A 22,718-nucleotide genomic window follows, 5' to 3' on the forward strand; every position below is an offset into this window, starting at 1 on the left:
AGTGATTATTTTCAGAAGCTTTCGAAGATTTCTTCAACAACTTCAACCACTTGCGCTTCAGATCTCTCATCAGCGGGAGGCGAATTCTACAGCGTTACACGCTGCTGTCAACACCTCTTTTTCAACTCCCTTTTGGCTTCGATGAACTGAAGCAACCTGCTGCCGAAAACTGCGTAACTCATTGTTTACCAAGGAGTTTTCCGTTTCGACTGCGCCGGAAGTGGGGCAAATTATAGGCTTCCAGAATCTGCGGTCAAGCGTTAATTTGGTTTTTCTATCAAACCGCCCATATACCCCCTTATCCCTCTATATATAGACAGCCAACCGCACAAAAGTGAGCAATATATTGCTCAAAACCGTACTGTTAAGCATCATAGCGAACTCTGACTATCAAATATGACCTTGGACGCACACCGCCAATGACCACCTCCCCCCGCGGCCTGGCCTCTGCATTGTTTCCTGTCGGCCTACTGCTGATTGCCATGGCTTCCATCCAGTCCGGAGCCTCTTTGGCCAAGAGCATGTTCCCGATTGTCGGCGCACAAGGCACCACCACCCTGCGCCTGATCTTCGCCAGTGTGATCATGCTTCTTATATTAAGACCGTGGCGCGCCAAATTGACCGCCAAGTCCCTGCGCACCGTGCTCATCTACGGGATGGCCCTGGGCGGCATGAACTTCCTTTTCTATATGTCATTGCGCAGCGTACCTCTGGGCATCGCTGTAGCCCTTGAATTCACCGGGCCGCTTGCTGTCGCCATCTACGCGTCACGCAGAGCAGTAGATTTCCTGTGGATCGCCCTTGCGATCGTCGGACTGCTTCTTTTGATTCCGATTGGGGAAGCCAGCAGCGGCATCGACTTGGTCGGCGCAGCGTATGCATTGGGGGCCGGCGTCTGCTGGGCACTCTACATACTGTTCGGACAGAAGGCCGGTAACGACAATGGCGTCCAGACCGCCGCATTGGGCGTGATGATCGCCGCCCTGTTTGTCGCGCCCATCGGCATCGTGCATGCCGGAAGCGCACTACTGACCCCTGCGCTGATTCCAATAGCCATCGGCGTCGCCATCCTGTCCACCGCCCTGCCCTACACCCTGGAGATGGTAGCGCTGACGCGTCTCCCCGCCCGAACCTTTGGCACCCTCATGAGCATCGAACCCGCATTCGGCGCGCTTTCAGGCCTGTTCTTCCTGCAAGAGCACTTGTCCCTGGCGCAATGGCTGGCCATCACCTGCATTATTCTGGCCTCGGTAGGCGCGACGCTGACGATGCGCAATGACTCGAAACCGTTGGTTCCGGCAGATTGAATCATCTTTGAATGTAGCTCTGGCATTTGCCACTCATTTAGGCCATGTTTAAGTGGTAAACGAATGTCATTAATGGAGTTTTTCGACAGGGACAGCGCGAACGCTACACTCGAGAGCGAGTAAAGCCGGCTTCAAGTATTGCGAAGTGGCTATTAAGGATGGGAATGAAACGAATTTTGATACTGTTAATGGTCGTGGCCATTGCTGGCTGTGCCGCGACTACCAAGACAGAAGTGAAACGTGGCAAAAAAGGGCTGCATATCAACTGCTCAGGCCTGTCCTCCTCCTGGGACCAGTGCTACACCAGTGCAACCAACTCGTGCGGCACCAAGGGTTATCGGGTTATCGCCAAGTCCGGTGACAACTCAGAGGAACCGGGGGACTACCCCTTCGGACTCAACCCTGCCGGCTACACCAGCCGCAGCATGATCGTCATCTGTAAGTAATCGCCTTCGAGCAGTCACCGACGACTGCTCAGTGCGTAATCAGCGCTCGATTAACACTCATCCTTGAACGCCGCTTGCAGCAGATCGCAAGCGGCGTTTGCATTAGATCAAATAGCCGCCGTACGCAGTTGTAACCACTCAAGCCCTGCGCCATCGAGCAAAGGGCTCAAGCGTTCACGCACCTGCGCGTGATACGCGTTGAACCACTCGCGCTCATCCGCCGTGAGCAGCGACGGCTCCAGGCAACGAGTGTCTATCGGGCACAAAGTCAGCGTTTCAAACGAGAGGAACTCACCAAACTCGGTCTTGCCCGCTTCTCGGTTCAATACCAGGTTCTCGATACGTACGCCCCAACGCCCCGGACGGTAAGTGCCCGGCTCAATGGATGTGATCATCCCAGGCTGCATTGCCGTTTGCGGCGCAGCGGCAGCCTGGTAGGCGATCACTTGGGGACCTTCATGCACGTTGAGGAAATAGCCCACACCATGCCCAGTACCGTGACCGTAGTCCACGCCTTCAGCCCAGATCGGCGCACGGGCAATGGAATCCAGCAACGGCGACAGAATCCCCTTGGGGAAATGCGCACGGGACAGCGCAATAACACCCTTCAGCACTCGGGTGCAGTCTCGTTTCTGTTCCTCACTCGGCGTACCGATAGGCACCATTCTCGTGATATCTGTCGTACCGCCCAAGTATTGGCCACCTGAGTCAATCAGCAGCAAGCCATCACCTTCGATCACCGCATGCTCTTCTTCAGTGGCATGGTAATGCGGCATTGCGCCATTGGCGTTGAACGCAGCAATGGTATTGAAACTCAGCGACACATAGTCGGGGCGACGCGTGCGCGCAGCAGTCAGGTGTTCATCGATGGTCAACTCCGTGATGCGCTCCCGGCCCAGCGCACTGTCCAGCCAGGCGAAGAATTCGCACAGCGCCGCGCCATCCTGCTCCATGGCCCGGCGGATATGTTCCGCATCTGACAGACTCTTGCGGGATTTGGCCAATGTAGTCGGGTTAAGCCCTTCGATCACCTTGACGCCAGCATCGAGGTTTTCCAGCAACCCGGCGGTTACGCGGGCGGGGTCAACCTGCAAACTGTCCCCCCCAGGAATTCCACGCAGGCCATCCGCTACCTCGCTGTAGTCGCGCAAGGTCACGCCATCCTGTTCGAGCACAGCACGCAGATCCGCGTCGATTTTGCTCAGCGCCACGAACAACGTGGCCTGCTGTTGATTGATCAACGCAAACGACACAAACACGGGGTTAAACGAAACATCACCGCCACGCAGATTGAACAGCCAGGCGATGTCATCCAGGGTCGCAATGAAGTGCCAATCGGCGCCCTTCTCTTTCAAACTGGCGCGCAGTGCAGCGAGCTTCTCGCCGCGGCTGACGGTCGCTTGCGGTGGCAGATGGGCATAAATCGGTTGGCTCGGCAGACTCGGCCGGTTTGTCCAAACCGCATCAAGCACGTCGATATCGGTGCGCAAACGCGCCCCACGCTCCGCCAGCCTGGTGCCCAGGGTGCGCGCCGAAGCGACGGCCATTACCGCACCATCCACCGCCACCACACCGCCTTCCGGGGTTTGCTCGGCCAGCCACTCGAGCGGCCCCGGCTGACCTGGTTGCAGCTTGACCAACTCAATGCCACTGCCGTTGAGCTCCTTGGTCGCCTGTTCCCAGTAACGGCTATCCGCCCACACGCCAGCGAAATCCGCGGTGACAATCAGCGTCCCCACCGAGCCATGGAACCCTGACAACCATTGACGACCCTGCCAGTAACCCGGCAAGTATTCGGACAAATGCGGGTCCGCCGACGGTACCAGCAGGGCGTGGATGCCCTCGCGGCTCATCAGTTCGCGGGTGTGCGCCAGGCGCTGGGGAACCGTTCCATGGGTCAAAGGCTGCGTACTCATTGTGTCTCCTGCTAACCACTAATAATTGTTATATGAAAATCAGACGGCCCAGAACGCCGGCGCGCTGGCCAGTGCAGCCTTGATCAGTTGCACCGCCTGGTCAATGTCCTGTTCGGTGGTAAACCGACCCAGGCTCAAACGAATGGTGCGGCCGGCCGAGCGGGCGTCATGACCAAGGGCAAGTAGCACGTGGGACGGTGCATTACTCGCTGAATTGCAGGCCGACGTAGCGGAAAAAGCAATACCGGCGCTCAATGCCGCCGAATTGAATTCACCTTCGTCGAACGTAAGGCTCAGGGTATGGGGAATACGCTGCGTCGCGCTGCCATTGAGGCGCACACCGGCGACTGACGCCAACTGATCCAGCAGGCGTTGCCGCAACGCGACGATCACCGCTTTCTCCTCGGTGAACGACTGCGCTGCCAGGGCGAATGCCGCGCCCATCCCCGCAATCTGATGAGTCGCCAACGTGCCGGAGCGCAAGCCGCCCTCGTGACCGCCACCATGAATCTGCGCAAACACTTTCTGTTGCGCCCGAGGCCCGACGTACAGCGCGCCTATGCCCTTGGGGCCGTACAACTTGTGCGCAGAGAACGACATCAGATCCACCGGCCACTGCGCCAGATCGATCGCCACCTTGCCTGCACCCTGGGCAGCATCCACATGCAGCAGCGCCCCGTGTTCACGCACGCGCGCGCCGATGGCGGGGATGTCATTCAGGGTGCCAAGTTCGTTATTCACCAGCATCAGCGAAACCAGAAAGGTGTCTTCGCGCAACGCTTCACTGACCGCATCGGCGCTGATCAAACCGTCCGCGTCGGGCACCAGGTAGGTCACGGCCACCCCGGCTTCCTGCAACTGCCGTGCGGTGTCCAGCGTCGCCTTGTGCTCGATCTGACTGGTGATGATATGCCCACCCGTCACGCCCCGCGCCTGGGCCACGCCCTTGATGGCGAGGTTGTTGGATTCAGTGGCGCCGGAGGTCCACACGATCTGCTCAGGCTGCGCGCCCACCAACTCGGCCACCTGGCCACGGGCCTGTTCAACCGTTTGCCGGGCCGCCTGGCCGAACGCGTGGGAACTGGACGCGGGGTTACCGAAATTGGCGTTGAAGCCCAGACAATCGACCATCACCTGGATGACTCGCTCGTCCACCGGCGTGGTGGCGGCGTAGTCGAAATACAACGGACGTTTATTCATGACAGTTAAGACTCGCAGAGCAGGTTCCCGAGAGCAGCGTCTCAGGGGCATCGACCGGAACAGAGGTCGTCAGGTTTACCGGATTGGATGCCATTAAAGAAGGACGACTTTAAGTAAATGTGCGTAGGAACGCTCCTGAAATTCAGCTTAACAGGCTGAAGTCGCACCATGGCAAACAAAAAGCCCGAGGTTCCTTAAGGGGAGCCTCGGGCTTTTTGCTGCGCAGGACGCGATCAACTGGGACGACCGTGAAGTACCACATTGCGCTCGGCATTCATTTCACCCTGGCGATCAAAGCCGAAGGGCTTCTGTGGCTGGCCGGTCAGCGCGGCACGCTGCTGTTGATATTCATCGAACGACAAGCCGCGACGACTCAGCGCTTCCAGGGCCAGCTGCTTGGTCTCTTCAGCCGAGTAGGGGCGCAATTCTGGCGATGGATGGCTCGCACAGCCGGCGAGTATGGAGCTGACAATCAGTAAACAAACGGCGAGAAATCGGTTCATGGCGGCGGCTCTGCGAAGGTGGTTTCGAGTCAATGAACACAGGCTACTCCTCGCCTTGCGCAGCGAAAAATCACCGTCCGTGATAGTTGCTATCAACCGCCCAGGCACTCTCGATAGGCCCTCCTCATATTTCTTTATGATCTATAAATATGGAAATAGGTTCATTTACGGAATAACCATAACCTTCTATAAATAGCTCCACGCCTGCCGGGCACTGTTCGCCACGCAACTGTTGCCCAGGCAACAGCCATTCAACAAATCACCAGGCGGGCAACAGCAACACTTTTCAGCAGTAAAGCCGCAGCCCCCGCCAATCAAGGCCTTCAGCCGTTGGTACAGCTCTTGCTCAACACCTTGCACCTCACTTGCTATGAACCACTGTTGAAAAAGGAACTGTTCATGACCCGTCCCCTGAATGTCGTTGCCCTCTCCGGCGGAACCTGGCGCCCGTCGCGCACCCTGGTGTTGACCCAAGCCCTGCTGGCCGAACTGGCCACGTTGCTGCCGATCCAGACCACCCTGATCGAACTGGGCGACATTGCCCGTCCCCTGGGCGGCGCATTGTCGCGCGATGAATTGCCCGACGACGTCGAAGCCCAACTGTTGGCCATCGAACAGGCCGACCTGCTGATCGTCGCCGCGCCGGTCTATCGCGGTTCCTACCCCGGCCTGCTCAAGCACCTGTTCGATCTGGTCGGCCTCAACGCCCTGGTCAACACCCCGGTGCTGCTCGCCGCCACCGGTGGCAGCGAGCGCCACGCGCTGGTCCTCGACCATCAACTGCGCCCGCTGTTTGCCTTCTTCCAGGCCCTGACCCTGCCGATCGGTGTGTACGCCACCGAAGCCGACTTCACCGACTACCAAATAACCAGTGAATTACTAAAAGCACGGATTCAACTGGCAGCAGAACGCGCGGCACCCTTGTTTGCGGCGCACTCCCCTTCTCTGCTGAAAATCGCTTAAGGATTGGTCATGGATGTTTTCTGGTTTCTACCGACACATGGCGACGGTCATTACCTGGGTACCACTCAAGGTGCCAGGCCCGTCACCCTCAATTATCTGAAGCAAGTCGCCCAGGCGGCTGACAGCCTGGGTTACTACGGCGTGTTGATTCCTACAGGCCGCTCGTGCGAAGACTCCTGGGTCATCGCCTCGGCGCTGGTACCGCTGACCGAGCGCCTGCGCTATCTGGTAGCGATTCGTCCCGGCATCATTTCGCCCACCGTCTCGGCACGCATGGCCGCCACGCTGGATCGTCTGTCCAATGGCCGCCTGCTGATCAATGTAGTGACCGGCGGCGATCCCGACGAAAACCGTGGCGACGGCAGCTTCCTTGACCACGCCGAGCGTTACGAAGTCTCCGACGAATTCCTGCGGATATGGCGCCGCGTGTTGCAGGGCGAATCGGTAGATTTCGAAGGCAAACACCTGCGTGTGCAGAACGCCAAGGCACTTTACCCACCGGTGCAGAAGCCTTATCCACCGTTGTACTTCGGCGGTTCCTCCGACGCCGCCCACGATCTCGCCGCCGAACAGGTGGACGTGTATCTGACCTGGGGCGAGCCACCCGCCGCCGTCGCGGAAAAACTCGCGGATGTACGTGAGCGCGCCGCGCGCCACGGGCGCACCGTGAAGTTCGGCATTCGCCTGCATGTAATCGTGCGCGAAACCGAAGAAGACGCCTGGAAAGCCGCCGATAAACTGATCGAACACATCAGCGACAACACCATCGCCGCCGCGCAAAAGTCCTTCTCGCGCTTTGATTCCGAAGGCCAACGCCGCATGGCCGCCCTTCACGACGGACGCCGCGACAACCTGGAGATCGCCCCTAACCTGTGGGCCGGTGTCGGCCTGGTGCGCGGCGGTGCCGGTACCGCGCTGGTGGGCAACCCGCAACAAGTGGCTGAACGCATCAAGGAATACGCCGACTTGGGCATCGAGAGCTTCATCTTCTCCGGCTATCCACATTTGGAAGAGGCCTATCGCTTCGCCGAGCTGGTGTTCCCGCTGCTGCCGGAACCCTATGCCAGCCTCGCCGGACGCGGCATCACCAACCTCACCGGCCCGTTCGGCGAAATGATTGCCAACGATGTCCTACCGGCCAAGGCCTGATCGGCGCAGCGGCGGCAACTGCGCTGGCCGCTGCTGCTTATAGAGAGGAAACCCCGTGACAGCCAAACCCCACAGCGTCCTGCCATGCCCCTTGCAGACCGCCAAACTGCTGGCCGCCGAATTCGCCCTCAGCGCGGTCGAACGCGACGAGCGCGGCGGCACACCCAAAACCGAGCGTGACGCCCTGCGCCAAAGCGGCCTGCTGGCCCTGAGCATTCCCACCCAATACGGCGGCCTCGGCGCACGCTGGAGCGACACCCTGGGCATCGTGCGCGAATTCGCTAAGGTGGACAGTTCCATTGCTCACGTCTTCGGCTTCCATCACCTGATGCTGGCCACCGTGCGCCTGTTTTCGCGCCCGGATCAATGGCAACCCTGGTTCGAACAGACCGCCCGCAAGAACTGGTTCTGGGGCAATGCCCTCAACCCGTTGGACACGCGCACCGTGGTCAAGGATTTCGGCGGCTGGCGCGAATTCTCTGGCAAGAAAAGCTTCTGCTCCGGCGCCAGCGACTCGCAGATGCTGATCGCCTCGGCCGTGGACGAAAATGCCGGCGGCAAGCTACTGATCGCCGCCATTCCCAGCGGGCGCAGTGGCATTACGCTGCACAACGACTGGAACAATATCGGCCAACGCCAGACCGACAGCGGCAGCGCCAGCTTCGAGCGGGTGCGCGTCGAAGAGTCGGAATTGCTACTCGATCCAGGCCCGCTGAGCACCCCCTTCGCCTGCCTGCGCCCACTGATCGCGCAGTTGACCTTCACCCATATGTTTCTCGGCATTGCCGAGGGAGCCTTCGAAGAAGCGCGCACCTACACCCTCACCGAAACGCGTGCCTGGCACAAATCCTCAGCCGAAGACGTGCGCCAGGACCCTTACGTGCTGCAACACTATGGCGAATTCTGGGTGGCCCTCGAAGGCGTGCGTCTGTTAGTGGAACGCGCCGCCGAGATACTGGACCAGGCCTGGGCCAAAGGACCGAACCTCAGCGAACACGAACGCGGCCAACTGGCGATTGCCATCGCAACGGCCAAGGTCGCTGCCACCCGCCAAGGCCTGGACCTGTGCAGCCGTCTGTTTGAAGTCACCGGGGCACGTTCCACCCACGCGTCCCTGCGCCTGGATCGCCACTGGCGCAACCTGCGTACGCAAACCCTGCACGACCCGGTGGACTACAAGCTCCACGAACTGGGGGACTGGGCGTTGAACCAATCCCTGCCGATTCCTACGTTCTACTCATAAAAAGAGGTGCCCATGCAGCTTCTAACCCTACCGCCCTCGCCCGCCCTTGCGACCTCGATCCGCGCCACGGCCCAGGTCTTCGAAGACCCGAAATCCCAGGCGCTGCTCGACCACATCCAGCAAGTGGCACCCAGCGAAGCCAGCGTGCTGATCATCGGCGAAACCGGGACCGGTAAAGAGCTGGTGGCGCGCCACATTCATAATCTCAGTGCGCGGCGCAACCGGCCGTTCGTGGCGGTAAACTGCGGCGCGTTCTCTGAATCCCTGGTGGAGGCTGAACTGTTCGGCCATGAAAAAGGTGCCTTTACCGGCGCCCTCAGCGCCAAGGCCGGCTGGTTCGAAGAGGCCGATGGCGGCACGTTGTTCCTGGATGAAATCGGCGATTTGCCGATGGCCATCCAGGTCAAATTGCTACGCGTCCTACAGGAACGCGAAGTCGTGCGCCTGGGTTCGCGCAAGAGCATTCCCATTGATGTGCGCGTACTGGCTGCCACCAACGTGCAGTTGGAGAAAGCCATCAACGCCGGGCATTTTCGCGAAGACCTCTACTACCGGCTCGATGTGGTCAGCCTGGAACTCAGCCCGCTGCGCGAACGCCCCGGCGATATCCTGCCGCTGACCCGACACTTTATCGAAGCGTACAGCCGGCGCCTGGGCTACGGCCCGATCACCATCAGCCGCGAAGCCGAACAAAAGCTCAAGAGTTACAGTTGGCCGGGCAATATCCGCGAGCTGGAAAACGTCATCCACCACACCCTGCTGATTTGCCGTAACGGCGTGATCGAACGGGATGATCTACGCCTGTCGAACATGCGCATCGAGCGCCAGGACGACAGCCAGCACGGCACCGACAACAGTGCCGAAGCCCTGCTCGCGCGCGCCTTCCAGAAGCTCTTCGAAGAACAGGCCGGCGCCCTGCATGAGAAGGTGGAAGACGCCCTGCTGCGGGCCGCTTACCGTTTCAGCCACTACAACCAGGTGCACACCGCCAACCTGCTGGGCCTGAGCCGCAACGTCACGCGCACACGCCTGATCAAGATCGGCGAATTGGCGGTCAACAAACGGCGGCCGGGGGAAAACGTGCAAGGTGAACGGATGCTGCATTTATCCATATAGTCGGCAGTGCAATGCATTGTCGTGACTGCGCTCAAAACTGCGCAGCACCTGGAACGAACCAAAGGTCACCGCCGTGGCCTGATGGGCGCGAAGCAGCGTCCAGAAATCTTCCTCGCCCTGCTCAAAACGCTTGAACGCGGCCTCGCCGTCCTCGCGGGACGCCCATTGCAGGTAATTGAGCACCCGCCGTCCGTCATCACTGACCTGTACGCTCGCACTGAGGAAACCGTCATGGCCCTCGGCCAAACGCTCACTCTGGACGGACAGGGCCGCCACCAGGGCAACGTGTTGCTGGGGCTCGATATGGAACTCGATCAACTGAGTGAAGCTGCGATTTTTCTCTGATACCTGCATGAACACTCCCCTTTCTCTGTAGGCAGAATCTTGCGATTCAATGCCACGCAGGGTAAAACCTCCAGTTAAGTCAAGGTCAAGCGCTTAATCGGAGTTTTTCATGATTACCAAGGAACTCACCGTCGGCCAACTGGCCGCCCGCAGTGGTGTGGCCGTCACGGCCCTGCATTTCTATGAAACCAAGGGGCTGATCCACAGCAATCGTAACGCGGGCAATCAACGGCGTTATCCACGGGATGTATTGCGCCGCGTGGTGGTGATCAAAATCGCTCAGCGCCTGGGCATTCCGCTGGCGACGATTGGCGAAGCGTTACAGACGCTGCCAAATGGCCGCACCCCCACCGCCAAGGACTGGGAGCGTTTGTCGGCACTCTGGCGCGAAGACCTGGATGAGCGCATCAACAAGATGATGCTGCTGCGCGACAAGCTCAACGGCTGCATCGGCTGCGGCTGCTTATCGTTGGAGGCATGCCCGCTGCGCAATCAGGATGACCTGCTCGGTGAGCGCGGCCCCGGGGCGCAGTTGCTCGAACCGACTTAAGGGCACGTGAAGCGCCGTGGGGCGAAGTAAAAACACATTCAATACGCACCCGAAACATTTTCTTTCATTTCCGGGTTAGGGATTTCTCATTCTCATCCGTCTTAACTTAGATACAGCCTGTCGCGTCAGCAAAAGCTACGACTGGCCATTTCCGGGCCTCCCTCGCCCCCCTCCGATCAAGACCCTCATTCACATGTCGAAGAAGTCACGCTCCAAACTCTGGTTTCTCGTACATAGCTGGCTGGCGTTGCCCATCTGGTTCTTTGTACTGATCGTCTGCGTCACCGGTACCCTGGCGGTGGTCAGCCAGGAAATCGTCTGGCTGGCCAACCCGGATATCCGTGCGAGCAAGCCGTCGTCTGATGCCGAAATGCTGAGCTACGATCAACTGCTCGGCGCGATCAAACACTCCGACCCCCAAGTGATCGTCAACTCCATTACTCGACCGGATGAGTCCCACTTTGCCCTGACCGTCAACCTCAACTACCCCGACGGCCGTTCGGTAGAGGCCTACGTCAACCCGTACACCGGAGCGGTCCAGGGCATCAGCCCTTCCTTTGACTTCCCCCAATTCACCCGAGCCCTGCACGGCTGGTGGCTGGTGCCGTTTACCAACGGATTCAGCTGGGGCTGGTACCTGGTGTCGCTGCTGGGCCTGCCACTGCTGGCGTCTTTGATCACCGGGCTGGTGGTGTACAAGCGTTTCTGGAAAGGTTTTTTCAAGCCGACCCTGCGGTTCCGCCACGGCGCTCGGATTTTCTGGGGCGACTTCCATCGCCTGAGCGGCATCTGGTCAATCTGGTTCATTGCCGTAATCTCCATCACCGGGACCTGGTTCCTGATCCAGGCGATCCTCTTCGATAACCAGATTTCCATTTCGAGCGAGCCGGTGGTGCCGGTGATTGCACGGGAGAAAGTGCCAATGTCCGCTCCCGGCGTGCCAGCGCCCATGATTGCCCTGGACGAAGCGATCGAAATCGCGACCCAACGCATCCCCGGTCTGGATGCCAGCTTCGTGCGACTGCCGCTCAATGCCTACAGCCACTTGCAAATCGGCGGACGCGGCTGGTACCCGCTGATGTACCAGACCGCCCAACTCAACCCCTATAACGGCGAAATCGCGGTCTCGCACCTCCTGTCCGACCGTACCGCGCTTGAGTTCGTCACCGAATCCATGCGCCCGCTGCACACCGGCGACTTTGGCGGGCTGTGGATCAAGCTGATCTGGGCGTTCTTCGGCCTGGTGCTGAGCATGATGGTCTTGAGCGGCTTGCTGATCTGGACCAAGCGCACGGCCCTGGCCACCCTCAATGCCCTCAAGCGCGAGGCCAAGACCCAGCGCAAGTCTGTTTCCACCCCGGCCTTGCAGGCTGAAACCTCGGAGAGCCACTGATGAGCAAGGTCGCAGCGACACCGCCGACACCCCTGCGGGCTTTCTGGCTGAAATGGCGTTTCCATATCAATGTGCTGCTATTGCTGGTGCCCCTGGGCTTCATGCCCAAGTATTTTGCCGACGCCGCGCTGTTTCGCGGTGACACAGGTATCGGCGAGCGGGTGGCCGGCGAGGTGAAGGTCGGCCCCTGGAGCCTGACCCTTGCCGAATTCCGCAATGAAGGCCCCAGACCGGACCCGGCCGGCCCAATGAAATTCTTCAACGCTGCCCTGTGCGACACCTGCGCCGACCAGGTCAAGGCCACTTACCTGCGCATCGGCAAGCCACGCAGCCTGCGGGCGGCCGGGGTGATCTTTTTCGGCACACCGTACCGCATGGGCGCCGCCCTGCCTGTCCCGGAACGCACGCCAGCCGACGCCGAGCTGTGGGTCACCATGGAAGGCTGGGACGGCACGATGCACCAGGGTTCCATCCCGCTGAGCCAGGCCTCGCCTGCCACCATCGCCTGGCTGAACAAGCAAGGAGTCAAACCATGATGATCAAGCACCTGTCCCGCGCTGCGCTATTGCTGTGCGCAGGTTTCAGTACCGTGGCGCTGGCCCACAACCCGATGTGCGAATGCAAGGAAATCCCCGGCGAGCAGATCCAGTGCAAGGGCGGTTTTTCCGACGGCAGCGGCGCCCCCGGCGTGACCCTGGATGTGATCGGCTACGACGAGACCATCCTGGTACCGGGCAAGCTCGGCCAGGACTCGACCCTGACCTTCAAAAAGCCATCCGCCGAGTTCTACGTGCTGTTTGACGCAGGCCCCGGCCATGTCGTCGAAATCGACCAAGCGGATATCCAGCCCCAATGAGTACGACACAGGTTGTACGCCCCGCCGGTGCTGGTCACGAAACCCTCTATGTTCTACTGCTGTGCCTGATCATCCTCGCGGTGGCCGGCACGGTGGTGGCGCTGCACGGCGAATCCCAGGAAGTCGCCGCCGTACCCAGCCACCAACTGGACGCCCGCCGCGACCTGAACGCCGCCGAACAAGGCATCTACGCCGACCTGCGGGTGACCCTGGATGAAATCCACCTGCTGCAGCAGGAACAAAGCGCCCTGCCGACGCCTGAGCAATTGGCCAAAGAAGGCTTCGCGCCGTTCGCCCAGGATGCCAGTTCGGTCAGCCGTGGCGATCACCGCTGGCAGTTGCTCGCGCCTGCAGCCTACTTCGGCTTGAGCCAGGCGCCGACCACCAGCGGTTCACTGCTGATGCGCGTTCAGGGCACCGAGCCGGACATCTGGCTCAATCGCCGCGTCGACCTGGCCGCCCCCTCCGACCTCACTGACCAGGCGCTGATCGCAGCCGGCTGGCAGCAAGTGGTTGCGCAATTCGACGCCGGCGTTACCCGCCAGCACCGTCACTGAACGAGAAGACCGATTGCCCATGTCTATTTCATCCCCCCTGTTGCGCCTGTTGCTGGTCAGTCTGCTGAGCCTGATGCTCGCCCCGCTGGCCAATGCCGAGGCGGCTAAACGCCTGCGTATCGGCATCACCCTGCATCCTTATTACAGCTACGTGGCCAATATCGTCGGCGACAAGGCCGACGTGGTGCCGCTGATTCCCGCCGGTTTCAACCCCCATGCCTACGAGCCGCGTGCCGAAGACATCAAGCGCATTGGCACCCTGGACGTGATCGTGCTCAATGGCGTCGGTCATGATGACTTCGCCGACCGCATGATCGCCACCAGCGAGCGCCCGGACATTGCGGTGATCGAAGCCAACGCCAACGTGCCATTGCTGGCCGCCACCGGCAATGCCGCGCGCGGTGCGGGCAAGGTGGTCAACCCGCACACCTTCCTGTCGATCAGCGCCTCGATTGCCCAGGTCAACAACATCGCCCGTGAGCTGGGCAAGCTCGACCCGGACAACGCCAAGGCCTACACCCAGAACGCCCGTGCCTATGGCAAACGCCTGCGCCAGATGCGCGCCGACGCCCTCGCCAAATTGACCAGCGCGCCCAACCCGGACCTGCGCGTTGCCACGGTGCATGCGGCCTACGACTACCTGCTGCGTGAATTTGGCCTGGAAGTCACCGCCGTGGTCGAACCCGCCCACGGCATTGAGCCCAGCCCCAGCCAGCTGAAGAAGACCATCGACGAACTGCGCGCCCTGGATGTGAAAGTGATCTTCTCGGAGATGGATTTCCCGTCCACCTACGTCGACACCATCCAGCGTGAATCCGGGGTCAAGCTCTACCCGCTTTCACACATTTCCTACGGCGAATACAGCGCCGATAAGTACGAAGTGGAGATGACCGGCAACCTCAACACCGTGGTCCGGGCGATTCAGGAGTCGGGCACATGACGGCGGCAGAACAGCTAAGGGTCGCCAACGTCGGCCCGACACTCGACTTCGACAACGTGTCACTGACCCTGGGCCGCACCGTGATCCTCGACGGCGTGAGTTTTCAGGTGCAACCGGGCAGCATCCATGCGCTGGTCGGCCCCAATGGCGGCGGCAAAAGCTCGCTGATCAAGACTCTCCTGGGGCAAACCCCGCACCAAGGGCGCTTGAGTCTGGCGTGGCCGACAACGCCAGGCACCATCGGCTATGTGCCTCAGGCGCTGGAATTCGACCGGGGCTTGCCGATGACCGTGGATGACTTCATGGCCGCGATGTGCCAGCGGCGCCCGGCGTTTCTGGGTTTGTCCAAACATTACGCCGCTGCGATTGGCGAGGCCCTGGAACGGGTTGGCATGCAGGACAAACGCAAGCGGCGCATGGGCGCGCTGTCCGGCGGTGAACGCCAGCGCGTGCTGCTGGCCCAGGGCCTGATTCCGGCGCCGCAGTTGCTGGTACTGGATGAGCCGATGTCGGCGCTCGATGAAGCCGGTATCCAGGTGTTTGAGCGACTGCTCAATGACTGGCGCCTGGCCGGGATCACCGTGCTGTGGATCGAGCACGACCTGGAAGCCGTTGGCCGCCTGGCCGACCGCGTCACCGGCCTGAACCGCCGCGTGCTGTTTGATGCCACCCCCAAAGAGGCACTGACCCCGGACCGCCTGCTGACCCTGTTTTCCACCCACCCTCGGAGCCCGGCGCAATGAGTTATGAAGCGTTTCGCCTGATGGTCCAGGGCTGGGCCTCATCCGGTTATCTACCCGAAGCATTGGCCTATGGTTTTGTGGTCAACGCCCTGCTCGCCGGTTTGCTGATCGGCCCGGTGCTCGGCGGCCTGGGCACGCTGGTGGTGGTCAAGCGCTTTGCGTTTTTCTCCGAAGCAGTTGGCCATGCCGCGTTGACCGGCGTCGCCGTGGGCATCCTGCTCGGCGAACCCTACACCGGTCCCTACGGCAGCCTGTTTGGTTACTGCCTGCTGTTCGGCATCCTGCTCAATTACCTGCGCAACCGCACCGGCCTGGCGCCAGACACCCTGATCGGCGTATTCCTGTCGGTGTCCCTGGCGTTGGGCGCGAGCCTGCTGCTGATCCTGGCGGGCAAGATCAACGTGCACATCCTGGAAAACGTGCTGTTTGGTTCGGTGTTGACGGTCAACGGTAACGACCTGCTGGTGCTGACGATTGTCGGCTCGCTGGTGATGGCCCTGGCGTTGCCGCTGTACAACCGCATCATGCTCGCCAGTTTCAACCCGCAGTTGGCGGCAGTGCGCGGGGTAGCGGTGAAGACCCTGGATTACCTGTTCGTGATCCTGGTAACGCTGATCACCGTCGCGGCAGTCAAAGTCATCGGCGCGATCCTGGTCGGCGCCCTGCTGGTGATTCCCGCCGCCGCCGCACGCCTGTTGAGCCAGTCACTCAAAGGCTTCTTCTGGATCTCGGTAGTGATCGCCACCGTCAGCACCCTGTGCGGGATCCTGTTGCCGATCATCTTCGACCTGCCGATCCCCTCCGGTGCCGCGATCATCCTGATGGCCGGTATCGCCTTCGCCCTTGCCGCCATCGCGCGCGGCACCGTGCCCAGCCTCAAAGGGAACCTTGGATAATGCGCTCTGCTCTTCAACCTCTGGCCTTGGCCATCGCCTGTTTAATCGCCCTGCCGCTGATGGCCGCCGAGGCAGTAAAACCGGCTGCCCATGCCGCCAGACCGGTCAAGGTGCTGGCCTCACTGCCCATCACTTACGGCCTGGCCGAGGTGCTGCTCAAGGGCACCGACGTGCAGCTTGAGCGCGCGGCCCCGGCCAACCTGCCAGGCTCGCGCCAGGTGTCGTACTTCACCGGCCGTGGCGCCCCCGCACTGAGCGCGCTGGCCCAGGACGCCGATGCCGCTATTGGCCTTCGCTCATTGTGGGCCGATGATCCGCTGTACCCCGTGGCACGGCGCAGCAACATCCGGATTGTCGAAGTCGATGCCGCTCGCCCGGTGGACGGCGGCTTGCCGGGGATCGCCGTGCAACCTGGCGTAGCCGATGGGCTGAACAGCCAGCCCTGGCAATCGAGCAACAATCTGGGGCGCATGGCCGACGTGCTATCGACCGACCTGAGCCGTCTGGCACCGAGCGCCAAGGCCAGGATCGACGCCAACCTGGCCGCGCTCAAGCAACGCCTGCTCAAGCTCACCGCCGACAGCGAAGCCCGATTGGCCAAGGCGGACAACCTGAGTGTGGTCAGTTTGAGCGATCACTTTGGGTATCTGGTCAGTAGCCTGAACCTGGAACTGGTTCGCACCGATGCACGGCCGGATGCCGATTGGACGCCTGAGGCGTTACAGGCACTCAGTGCCCAGTTGAAGGACAACGACGTGGCCGTGGTGCTGCACCATCGCCAGCCGAGTGAGGCGGTGAAAGCCGCCATCACGGCAGGTGGCTCGAAGTTGCTGGTGCTGAATGTCGACGGCACCGACCCGGTGACTGAGTTGGAAACCAATGTGGATCAGGTGATCAAGACGCTGAGCTCATGACATCCACGCCCACATGAATCGCATCATGCCGCCAGAACTCCAGGTCGCAGTCGATCAACCGCTGGTGCTGGTCATAGTTGACCCGGGCAATCCTCAAGCCCGGGCTACCCACCGACACGCGCAATGCGGCGGCGGCTTCGATCGGCAGTGATGTCGGCACAATCTCGAAGCGCACCCGCCCGTAATGCAAGTCGTACTTGCGCGCATACAACTCGGTCATCGACTGATTCAGGTCACACTCAAGAATCCCCGGAAAATACTGCGGGTTCAGGTAGTGCTCCACGTACAACACCAAACGACCATCGATCCGCCGGTGTCGGCAGATCTGGATCACGCTGGACAAGGCCGGCAGTTGCAACCACGCACACACCGCCGCCGACGCCGGTTGCAGCCGCGCAGAAATCACTTCGGTGGAGGCCACGCGGCCCTGATCGTTGACCATTGCGTGAAAGTGGCTGCGCTGCATCAGGTTGTAGGCCAATCGCGGCGGGGACACGAACCAGCCACGGCGCTCCTCACGATAAATCTGCCCTTGGGCCTCCAGTTGTAACAAGGCTTCCCGCACGGTGATCCGGGTGGTACCAAACAACTCGCTGAGCTTACGCTCGGCGGGCAGTTTGCTGGCGGGCGGCAAAAGTCCATGATCGATCTGCTCTTGCAGCGCCAGGCCGATGGAGGTCACCGCCTTGATTGCCTCATCACGCATCAACGTTACCTTTCTGGACTAGACCAGCACCGTTCAGGTGCATAAAACACTGCGCAATCGGGCCCTTGCGACTGAGTGCCAGCGTAGGCATTGCAGATGACCGACAGATGACAGCTCGCCTGAAGTGCATGCCGCATGTCTTGCAATACATCGGCCAAGTCCCGAGCCTGCGGGCACTTGGGCATGGTCTACGCTCAGTCTGTGCTGAGCGACATCGACAGGTTAAAAACGACATCGACATGAAACTGTCATCCATCGAGCCTAGATTGGCTCAGGTATTGCTCTGACCTAGACCAACACCACCGCAAACGTTCATAAAAACGCAGCGTTGAAAACGCCCAAAGGAGCTTCGGATGAAACAGCTTTTCCTGGCATCACTGTTAGGCTCGACCATTGCCATGTGCACCGCCGCCATGGCCGCTGATACCGATCTAAAAACTCTCGAAGCCGCCGCGAAAGCGGAAGGCGCCGTCAACAGCGTCGGCATGCCCGATGACTGGGCCAACTGGAAAGGCACTTGGGAAGACCTGGCCAAGACCTACGGCCTCAAGCACATCGACACCGATATGAGCTCGGCGCAGGAAATCGCCAAGTTCAAGGCCGAAAAAGACAATGCCAGCGCCGATATCGGCGACGTCGGCGCCGCGTTCGGCCCGATTGCGGTGAAGCAGGAAGTGACCCAGCCGTACAAACCGTCCACCTGGGCCTCGGTGCCGGATTGGGCAAAAGACAAGGACGGTCACTGGGCCCTGGCCTACACCGGCACCATCGCGTTTATCGTCAACAAGAAGCTGCTGCACGGTTCCGAAGTCCCCACCAGTTGGGCCGACCTGCAAACCGGCAAATACAAAGTCTCTGTGGGTGACGTCAGCACCGCGGCGCAGGCGTCCAACGCCGTGCTGGCTGCCGCCATTGCCAACAAAGGCGATGAAAAGAACATCGCGCCAGGCCTGCAGTTCTTCACCAAGATCGCCCAGCAAGGCCGACTCGGCCTGTCCAACCCGACCATCGCCACCATGGAAAAAGGCGAAGTCGAAGTGGGCATCGTCTGGGACTTCAACGGCCTGAGCTACAAAGCCAAGATGGCCAACCCGGATGATTACGTGGTGCTGATCCCCTCGGACGGCTCGGTGAAATCCGGCTACACCACCATCATCAACAAATACGCCAAGCACCCGAACGCCGCCAAGCTGACCCGCGAGTACATTTTCAGCGACGCCGGCCAACTCAACCTGGCCAAGGGCAATGCGCGGCCGATCCGTGCGGAAACCGACCTGAAACTGCCGGCCGAGATCGCCAAGAACCTGATCCCGGGCGAACAGTACACCAAGGCCAACCCGCAACCGATCAAGGATGCCGATGCCTGGGAAGCAACTTCCAAGAAGCTGCCGCAACTGTGGAACGAGCAGGTCATCGTAGAGATGAAGTAAGCCGATCACCCACATTAGAGACACTGTGGAGATCCAATGTGGGAGGGGCTTGCCCCCTCCCACAGTTTTGACCTCGTTCCTCCAGGAAATGGAGTCAAGTCTATTGTTGCGGAGCGTCTCCCCCCATGAAGCACAAAGTCATCCTTGTCGTGCTCGATGGCCTCAACTTCGAGGTCGCGAGGCACGCCATGGGGCACTTGCAGGCCTATGTCGGCGCAGGACGCGCAGCCCTCTACGCGCTGGAATGTGAACTGCCCTCGCTGTCCCGCCCACTGTATGAATGCATCCTCACCGGCGTGCCACCGATCCAGAGCGGCATCGTGCACAACCAGGTCGCGCGCCTGTCGAACCAGCGCAGCATTTTCCATTACGCCACCGACGCCGGCCTGACCACCGCGGCGGCGGCTTACCATTGGGTCAGCGAGTTGTATAACCGCACGCCCTTTCTCGCGGCCCGCGATCGTCACACCGACGACAAGGCGCTGGCGATCCAGCACGGACATTTCTACTGGAATGACCATTACCCCGATTCCCACCTGTTCGCCGACGCCGAAAGCCTGCGACTCAAGCATTCGCCGGACTTCCTGCTGGTGCACCCGATGAACATCGACGACGCCGGGCACAAGCACGGCCTCGACAGCGCGCAATACCGCAACAGTGCGCGCTCGGCCGACATCATCCTGGCTGATTACCTGCAAGGCTGGATCGACGCCGGCTACCAGGTACTGGTAACCGCCGACCACGGCATGAACAACGACCGCTCCCACAACGGCCTGCTGCCGGAAGAACGGCAAGTGCCGCTGTTCGTCCTTGGCGACGCCTTCAGCCTGGACGCCAACGCTACGCCGAAACAGACCGACCTGTGCGGCACCGTCTGCGAACTGCTGGGCGTGCCCCACGACAAACCTGTATGCCGGGAGCTGTTGAAATGACCCGAGGCAAATGGCTGGCCCTGCTATGCCTGGTGCCCTTCGCACTGTTCTTTATCGTGTTCGAGATCGCCCCGCTGGTGTGGGTACTGATCAACAGCCTGCAGACCGAAGAAGCCGGCTGGGGCCTGGAAAACTTCACCCGCATCTTCAGCTCGAAGTTCTACCGGCAAGCGATCCAGTTCAGCCTGGAAATCAGTTTCTACTCCAGCATTTTCGGCATCGTGATCGCCACCCTCGGCAGTTATTCGCTACGCCGCGTCGACGGGCCACTGCGCAATTTCGTCACCGCCTTTGCCAACATGACCAGCAACTTTGCCGGCGTGCCCCTGGCGTTCGCGTTCATCATTTTGCTCGGGTTCAACGGCAGCATCACGCTCATGCTCAAGCAGGCCGGGATCATTCAGGACTTCAACCTGTATTCCAAGACCGGGCTGATCATCCTCTACACCTACTTCCAGATCCCCCTCGGCGTGCTTTTGCTGTACCCGGCCTTTGATGCGCTGCGTGAAGACTGGCGCGAGTCGGCGGCCTTGCTCGGTGCGAATGGCTGGCAGTTCTGGCGGCATATCGGGTTGCCGGTGCTGACGCCTGCGCTGCTGGGCACCTTCGTGATCCTGCTGGCCAATGCCCTGGGCGCCTACGCCACGGTCTACGCCTTGACTACCGGCAATTTCAACGTGCTGCCGATCCGTATCGCAGGGCTGGTTTCCGGCGATGTGTCCCTGGATCCGAACATGGCCAGCGCCCTGGCCGTGGTGCTGGTGGCGCTGATGACCCTGGTCACGGTGGTCCATCAACTGCTGCTCAAGAGGAGCTACCATGTCTCGCGCTGAAGCCGGCCCGGCCTCCCTCTACCACCGTGTAGTGGTGTACCTGCTGTTTGCGATCCTGGTGTTGCCGCTGGTAGGCACCTTTGTCTACTCCATCGCCAGCAGCTGGTCGGCGACCATCCTGCCGGCTGGCTTCACTGTGAAGTGGTACGTGCAGTTGTGGAGCGACCCGCGCTTTCTGATGGCCTTCGGTCAATCGTTGCTGGTGTGCGTCGGCGCGTTGATCCTGTCGGTGGTGCTGATCCTGCCGTTGCTGTTCGTGGTGCATTACCACTTTCCCAAGCTCGACGCGTTGATGAACATCCTGATCCTGCTGCCCTTCGCGGTGCCGCCGGTGGTGTCATCGGTGGGCCTGCTGCAGCTCTACGGTTCCGGGCCGTTGGCGATGGTCGGCACGCCGTGGATTCTGATCGGCTGCTACTTCACCGTGGCGCTGCCGTTCATGTACCGGGCAATCACCAACAACCTGCAAGCCATCAACCTGCGCGACCTGATGGACGCCTCGCAACTGCTGGGTGCCAGCACTTGGCAGGCGGCAATCTTCGTGGTCCTGCCCAACTTGCGTAAAGGTCTGATGGTGGCGCTGTTGCTGTCGTTCTCGTTCCTGTTCGGTGAGTTCGTGTTCGCCAACATCCTGGTGGGCACCCGCTACGAAACCCTGCAGGTCTACCTCAACAACATGCGCAACAGCAGCGGCCACTTCACCAGTGCCGTCGTGATTTCCTATTTCTTCTTTGTGCTGGTGCTGACCTGGGCCGCCAATACCTTGAACAAGGACAAAAGCCAATGAGCTTCGTCAGCGTCCAACATTTGCAAAAGGGCTACGCCGGCACCCCGGTGTTCAGTGATATCAACTGCGAAATTGCCAAGGGCGAGTTCGTCACCCTGCTCGGCCCGTCCGGGTGCGGCAAGTCGACCCTGTTGCGCTGCATCGCCGGCCTGACCTCGGTGGACAGTGGGAAAATTCTGCTCGATGGCCAGGACATCGTCCCGCTGAGCCCGCAGAAAAGAAACATCGGCATGGTGTTCCAGAGCTATGCGCTGTTCCCCAACATGACCGTGGAGCAGAACGTCGCCTTCGGCTTGCGCATGCAAAAGGTCAACGCCGACGACAGCCACAAGCGCGTGCAGGAAGTCCTGCAACTGGTGGAGCTCAAGGACCTGGCCGGGCGTTACCCGCACCAGATGTCGGGCGGCCAGTGCCAGCGCGTGGCCCTTGCCCGTTCGCTGGTCACGCGCCCGCGCCTGTTGCTGCTGGACGAACCGCTGTCGGCGCTGGACGCACGGATTCGCAAGCACCTGCGTGAGCAGATCCGTCAGATCCAGCGCGAGCTGGGGCTGACCACGATTTTCGTGACCCATGACCAGGAAGAAGCCCTGACCATGTCCGACCGCATCTTCCTGATGAACCAGGGCAAGATCGTGCAGAGCGGCGATGCCGAGACCCTCTATACGGCGCCGATCGACGTGTTCGCCGCCGGTTTTATCGGCAACTACAACCTGCTGGACGCCGATAAGGCCAGTCAGTTGCTGCAACGCCCGATCAGCGGGCGCATCGCAATTCGCCCCGAGGCCATCGAGCTCAGCCGCAGCGGCGAGCTGGATGCACTGGTGCGCAGCCACAGCCTGCTGGGCAACGTCATCCGCTACCGCATCGAAGCCCGTGGCGTGGAATTGGTGGTGGACGTGCTCAACCGCTCGGCCGACGATTTGCACCCGGACGGCCAGCGCCTGGCACTTTCCATCGACCCCAGTGCGCTGTGTGAAGTAGCCTGATGCAACG

The 22,718-nt window shown here is 60.7% G+C and carries 25 protein-coding genes; 20 read left to right on the top strand and 5 right to left on the bottom strand.

All coding sequences use genetic code 11. The features are described from left to right. The first annotated feature begins 419 nt into the window (after positions 1–419). Both rhtA and NDJ82_RS26320 read left to right on the top strand, forming a co-directional pair. Positions 420–1,307, top strand: a complete 888-nt coding sequence (gene rhtA, locus NDJ82_RS26315) for a threonine/homoserine exporter RhtA (RefSeq protein WP_158877418.1) — start codon at positions 420–422, stop codon at positions 1,305–1,307. Between the two features lie 164 nt (positions 1,308–1,471). After that, a complete protein-coding gene (locus tag NDJ82_RS26320; protein ID WP_099584478.1) occupies positions 1,472–1,753 on the top strand; it encodes a hypothetical protein in 282 nt (93 codons plus the stop codon). A 107-nt stretch (positions 1,754–1,860) separates the two neighbouring features. Here NDJ82_RS26320 and NDJ82_RS26325 read toward each other — a convergent pair whose 3' ends face one another. From NDJ82_RS26325 to NDJ82_RS26335, 3 genes are all read right to left on the bottom strand, one after another. After that, positions 1,861–3,669 carry an aminopeptidase P family protein gene (locus tag NDJ82_RS26325; protein WP_250926598.1) on the bottom strand — a complete coding sequence of 603 codons (1,809 nt, stop codon included), beginning with the start codon at positions 3,667–3,669 and terminating at the stop codon, positions 1,861–1,863. A gap of 39 nt (positions 3,670–3,708) precedes the next feature. Continuing rightward, positions 3,709–4,869: a cysteine desulfurase family protein gene (locus NDJ82_RS26330; RefSeq protein ID WP_250926599.1), complete on the bottom strand. Its 1,161-nt coding sequence runs from the start codon at positions 4,867–4,869 to the stop codon at positions 3,709–3,711. Between the two features lie 233 nt (positions 4,870–5,102). Next, entirely contained in the window at positions 5,103–5,372 is a 270-nt protein-coding gene (locus NDJ82_RS26335) for a hypothetical protein (protein ID WP_191960387.1), read from the bottom strand. A gap of 399 nt (positions 5,373–5,771) precedes the next feature. On the opposite strand from NDJ82_RS26335, the gene msuE reads away from it, so the two are divergent. Genes msuE through NDJ82_RS26355 form a run of 4 tightly spaced genes read left to right on the top strand, consistent with a single transcriptional unit; the run spans position 5,772 to position 9,843 of the window. Further along, entirely contained in the window at positions 5,772–6,335 is a 564-nt protein-coding gene (gene msuE / locus NDJ82_RS26340; RefSeq protein WP_099584481.1) for an FMN reductase, read from the top strand. A 9-nt stretch (positions 6,336–6,344) separates the two neighbouring features. Beyond that, the gene (gene ssuD / locus NDJ82_RS26345) at positions 6,345–7,484 is read left to right on the top strand and encodes an FMNH2-dependent alkanesulfonate monooxygenase (protein WP_250926600.1); all 1,140 of its coding nucleotides are present in this window, start codon (positions 6,345–6,347) and stop codon (positions 7,482–7,484) included. Between the two features lie 55 nt (positions 7,485–7,539). Further along, a complete protein-coding gene (locus NDJ82_RS26350; protein WP_250926601.1) occupies positions 7,540–8,727 on the top strand; it encodes an acyl-CoA dehydrogenase family protein in 1,188 nt (395 codons plus the stop codon). A 12-nt stretch (positions 8,728–8,739) separates the two neighbouring features. Continuing rightward, positions 8,740–9,843 (top strand): sigma-54 interaction domain-containing protein, encoded by a 1,104-nt coding sequence (locus NDJ82_RS26355; protein ID WP_099584471.1) that lies wholly within the window; start codon positions 8,740–8,742, stop codon positions 9,841–9,843. Here the strand turns inward: NDJ82_RS26355 and NDJ82_RS26360 are convergent. Next, complete coding sequence (locus NDJ82_RS26360; protein WP_099584470.1) at positions 9,832–10,197, bottom strand: antibiotic biosynthesis monooxygenase; 366 nt, start codon at positions 10,195–10,197, stop codon at positions 9,832–9,834. The two genes, NDJ82_RS26355 and NDJ82_RS26360, sit on opposite strands and share 12 nt — an antisense overlap. A gap of 100 nt (positions 10,198–10,297) precedes the next feature. Between NDJ82_RS26360 and soxR the strand changes: the two genes are divergently transcribed. The 9 genes from soxR to NDJ82_RS26405 all read left to right on the top strand — a co-directional run bounded on the left by soxR (position 10,298) and on the right by NDJ82_RS26405 (position 17,037). Continuing rightward, on the top strand, positions 10,298–10,738 hold the full coding sequence (soxR, locus tag NDJ82_RS26365) for a redox-sensitive transcriptional activator SoxR (RefSeq protein ID WP_112194403.1): 441 nt from the start codon (positions 10,298–10,300) through the stop codon (positions 10,736–10,738). 193 nt (positions 10,739–10,931) lie between these two features. Next, complete coding sequence (locus NDJ82_RS26370; protein ID WP_191948293.1) at positions 10,932–12,131, top strand: PepSY-associated TM helix domain-containing protein; 1,200 nt, start codon at positions 10,932–10,934, stop codon at positions 12,129–12,131. Then, complete coding sequence (locus NDJ82_RS26375) at positions 12,131–12,667, top strand: PA2404 family protein (RefSeq protein ID WP_099584467.1); 537 nt, start codon at positions 12,131–12,133, stop codon at positions 12,665–12,667. The genes NDJ82_RS26370 and NDJ82_RS26375 overlap by 1 nt, the downstream gene beginning before the upstream one ends. After that, complete coding sequence (locus NDJ82_RS26380) at positions 12,664–12,987, top strand: hypothetical protein (protein ID WP_099584466.1); 324 nt, start codon at positions 12,664–12,666, stop codon at positions 12,985–12,987. The genes NDJ82_RS26375 and NDJ82_RS26380 overlap by 4 nt, the downstream gene beginning before the upstream one ends. After that, the gene (locus NDJ82_RS26385) at positions 12,984–13,544 is read left to right on the top strand and encodes a DUF6162 family protein (protein ID WP_250926602.1); all 561 of its coding nucleotides are present in this window, start codon (positions 12,984–12,986) and stop codon (positions 13,542–13,544) included. Before NDJ82_RS26380 ends, NDJ82_RS26385 begins: the two co-directional genes overlap by 4 nt. A gap of 19 nt (positions 13,545–13,563) precedes the next feature. Next, entirely contained in the window at positions 13,564–14,484 is a 921-nt protein-coding gene (locus tag NDJ82_RS26390; protein ID WP_250926603.1) for a metal ABC transporter substrate-binding protein, read from the top strand. Beyond that, positions 14,481–15,227, top strand: coding sequence for a metal ABC transporter ATP-binding protein (locus NDJ82_RS26395; RefSeq protein WP_112194397.1), 747 nt, complete (start codon positions 14,481–14,483; stop codon positions 15,225–15,227). The genes NDJ82_RS26390 and NDJ82_RS26395 overlap by 4 nt, the downstream gene beginning before the upstream one ends. Beyond that, positions 15,224–16,123: a metal ABC transporter permease gene (locus tag NDJ82_RS26400; protein ID WP_250926604.1), complete on the top strand. Its 900-nt coding sequence runs from the start codon at positions 15,224–15,226 to the stop codon at positions 16,121–16,123. The genes NDJ82_RS26395 and NDJ82_RS26400 overlap by 4 nt, the downstream gene beginning before the upstream one ends. Beyond that, entirely contained in the window at positions 16,123–17,037 is a 915-nt protein-coding gene (locus tag NDJ82_RS26405) for a metal ABC transporter substrate-binding protein (protein ID WP_250926605.1), read from the top strand. Before NDJ82_RS26400 ends, NDJ82_RS26405 begins: the two co-directional genes overlap by 1 nt. Here the strand turns inward: NDJ82_RS26405 and NDJ82_RS26410 are convergent. After that, complete coding sequence (locus NDJ82_RS26410) at positions 17,018–17,743, bottom strand: UTRA domain-containing protein (RefSeq protein WP_099584460.1); 726 nt, start codon at positions 17,741–17,743, stop codon at positions 17,018–17,020. The two genes, NDJ82_RS26405 and NDJ82_RS26410, sit on opposite strands and share 20 nt — an antisense overlap. Positions 17,744–18,096: 353 nt before the next feature. On the opposite strand from NDJ82_RS26410, the gene NDJ82_RS26415 reads away from it, so the two are divergent. The 5 genes from NDJ82_RS26415 (at position 18,097) to NDJ82_RS26435 (ending at position 22,711) form a co-directional block, all read left to right on the top strand. Then, a complete protein-coding gene (locus NDJ82_RS26415; protein WP_032886007.1) occupies positions 18,097–19,173 on the top strand; it encodes an ABC transporter substrate-binding protein in 1,077 nt (358 codons plus the stop codon). A gap of 125 nt (positions 19,174–19,298) precedes the next feature. Further along, complete coding sequence (locus NDJ82_RS26420; RefSeq protein ID WP_250926606.1) at positions 19,299–20,105, top strand: alkaline phosphatase family protein; 807 nt, start codon at positions 19,299–19,301, stop codon at positions 20,103–20,105. Next, entirely contained in the window at positions 20,102–20,938 is an 837-nt protein-coding gene (locus NDJ82_RS26425; protein WP_099584458.1) for an ABC transporter permease, read from the top strand. Before NDJ82_RS26420 ends, NDJ82_RS26425 begins: the two co-directional genes overlap by 4 nt. Next, positions 20,925–21,725 carry an ABC transporter permease gene (locus NDJ82_RS26430; RefSeq protein ID WP_099584457.1) on the top strand — a complete coding sequence of 267 codons (801 nt, stop codon included), beginning with the start codon at positions 20,925–20,927 and terminating at the stop codon, positions 21,723–21,725. Before NDJ82_RS26425 ends, NDJ82_RS26430 begins: the two co-directional genes overlap by 14 nt. Continuing rightward, positions 21,722–22,711, top strand: coding sequence for an ABC transporter ATP-binding protein (locus tag NDJ82_RS26435; RefSeq protein ID WP_099584456.1), 990 nt, complete (start codon positions 21,722–21,724; stop codon positions 22,709–22,711). The genes NDJ82_RS26430 and NDJ82_RS26435 overlap by 4 nt, the downstream gene beginning before the upstream one ends. The last annotated feature ends 7 nt before the right edge of the window (positions 22,712–22,718 follow it).

This window comes from Pseudomonas sp. SR18 (assembly GCF_023701505.1).
GTDB lineage: Bacteria > Pseudomonadota > Gammaproteobacteria > Pseudomonadales > Pseudomonadaceae > Aquipseudomonas > Aquipseudomonas cyclaminis.

Coding starts and splice junctions, on each gene's coding strand:
- NDJ82_RS26410 (WP_099584460.1), bottom strand. CDS start 17,743: ATGCGTGATGAGGCAATCAAGGCGGTGACCTCCATCGGCCTGGCGCTG.
- NDJ82_RS26405 (WP_250926605.1), top strand. CDS start 16,123: ATGCGCTCTGCTCTTCAACCTCTGGCCTTGGCCATCGCCTGTTTAATC.
- NDJ82_RS26385 (WP_250926602.1), top strand. CDS start 12,984: ATGAGTACGACACAGGTTGTACGCCCCGCCGGTGCTGGTCACGAAACC.
- msuE (WP_099584481.1), top strand. CDS start 5,772: ATGACCCGTCCCCTGAATGTCGTTGCCCTCTCCGGCGGAACCTGGCGC.
- NDJ82_RS26415 (WP_032886007.1), top strand. CDS start 18,097: ATGAAACAGCTTTTCCTGGCATCACTGTTAGGCTCGACCATTGCCATG.
- NDJ82_RS26335 (WP_191960387.1), bottom strand. CDS start 5,372: ATGAACCGATTTCTCGCCGTTTGTTTACTGATTGTCAGCTCCATACTC.
- NDJ82_RS26390 (WP_250926603.1), top strand. CDS start 13,564: ATGTCTATTTCATCCCCCCTGTTGCGCCTGTTGCTGGTCAGTCTGCTG.
- NDJ82_RS26375 (WP_099584467.1), top strand. CDS start 12,131: ATGAGCAAGGTCGCAGCGACACCGCCGACACCCCTGCGGGCTTTCTGG.
- NDJ82_RS26355 (WP_099584471.1), top strand. CDS start 8,740: ATGCAGCTTCTAACCCTACCGCCCTCGCCCGCCCTTGCGACCTCGATC.
- NDJ82_RS26430 (WP_099584457.1), top strand. CDS start 20,925: ATGTCTCGCGCTGAAGCCGGCCCGGCCTCCCTCTACCACCGTGTAGTG.
- NDJ82_RS26360 (WP_099584470.1), bottom strand. CDS start 10,197: ATGCAGGTATCAGAGAAAAATCGCAGCTTCACTCAGTTGATCGAGTTC.
- NDJ82_RS26420 (WP_250926606.1), top strand. CDS start 19,299: ATGAAGCACAAAGTCATCCTTGTCGTGCTCGATGGCCTCAACTTCGAG.
- NDJ82_RS26325 (WP_250926598.1), bottom strand. CDS start 3,669: ATGAGTACGCAGCCTTTGACCCATGGAACGGTTCCCCAGCGCCTGGCG.
- NDJ82_RS26400 (WP_250926604.1), top strand. CDS start 15,224: ATGAGTTATGAAGCGTTTCGCCTGATGGTCCAGGGCTGGGCCTCATCC.
- NDJ82_RS26425 (WP_099584458.1), top strand. CDS start 20,102: ATGACCCGAGGCAAATGGCTGGCCCTGCTATGCCTGGTGCCCTTCGCA.
- NDJ82_RS26370 (WP_191948293.1), top strand. CDS start 10,932: ATGTCGAAGAAGTCACGCTCCAAACTCTGGTTTCTCGTACATAGCTGG.
- NDJ82_RS26380 (WP_099584466.1), top strand. CDS start 12,664: ATGATGATCAAGCACCTGTCCCGCGCTGCGCTATTGCTGTGCGCAGGT.
- NDJ82_RS26435 (WP_099584456.1), top strand. CDS start 21,722: ATGAGCTTCGTCAGCGTCCAACATTTGCAAAAGGGCTACGCCGGCACC.
- soxR (WP_112194403.1), top strand. CDS start 10,298: ATGATTACCAAGGAACTCACCGTCGGCCAACTGGCCGCCCGCAGTGGT.
- NDJ82_RS26395 (WP_112194397.1), top strand. CDS start 14,481: ATGACGGCGGCAGAACAGCTAAGGGTCGCCAACGTCGGCCCGACACTC.
- rhtA (WP_158877418.1), top strand. CDS start 420: ATGACCACCTCCCCCCGCGGCCTGGCCTCTGCATTGTTTCCTGTCGGC.
- NDJ82_RS26320 (WP_099584478.1), top strand. CDS start 1,472: ATGAAACGAATTTTGATACTGTTAATGGTCGTGGCCATTGCTGGCTGT.
- NDJ82_RS26330 (WP_250926599.1), bottom strand. CDS start 4,869: ATGAATAAACGTCCGTTGTATTTCGACTACGCCGCCACCACGCCGGTG.
- ssuD (WP_250926600.1), top strand. CDS start 6,345: ATGGATGTTTTCTGGTTTCTACCGACACATGGCGACGGTCATTACCTG.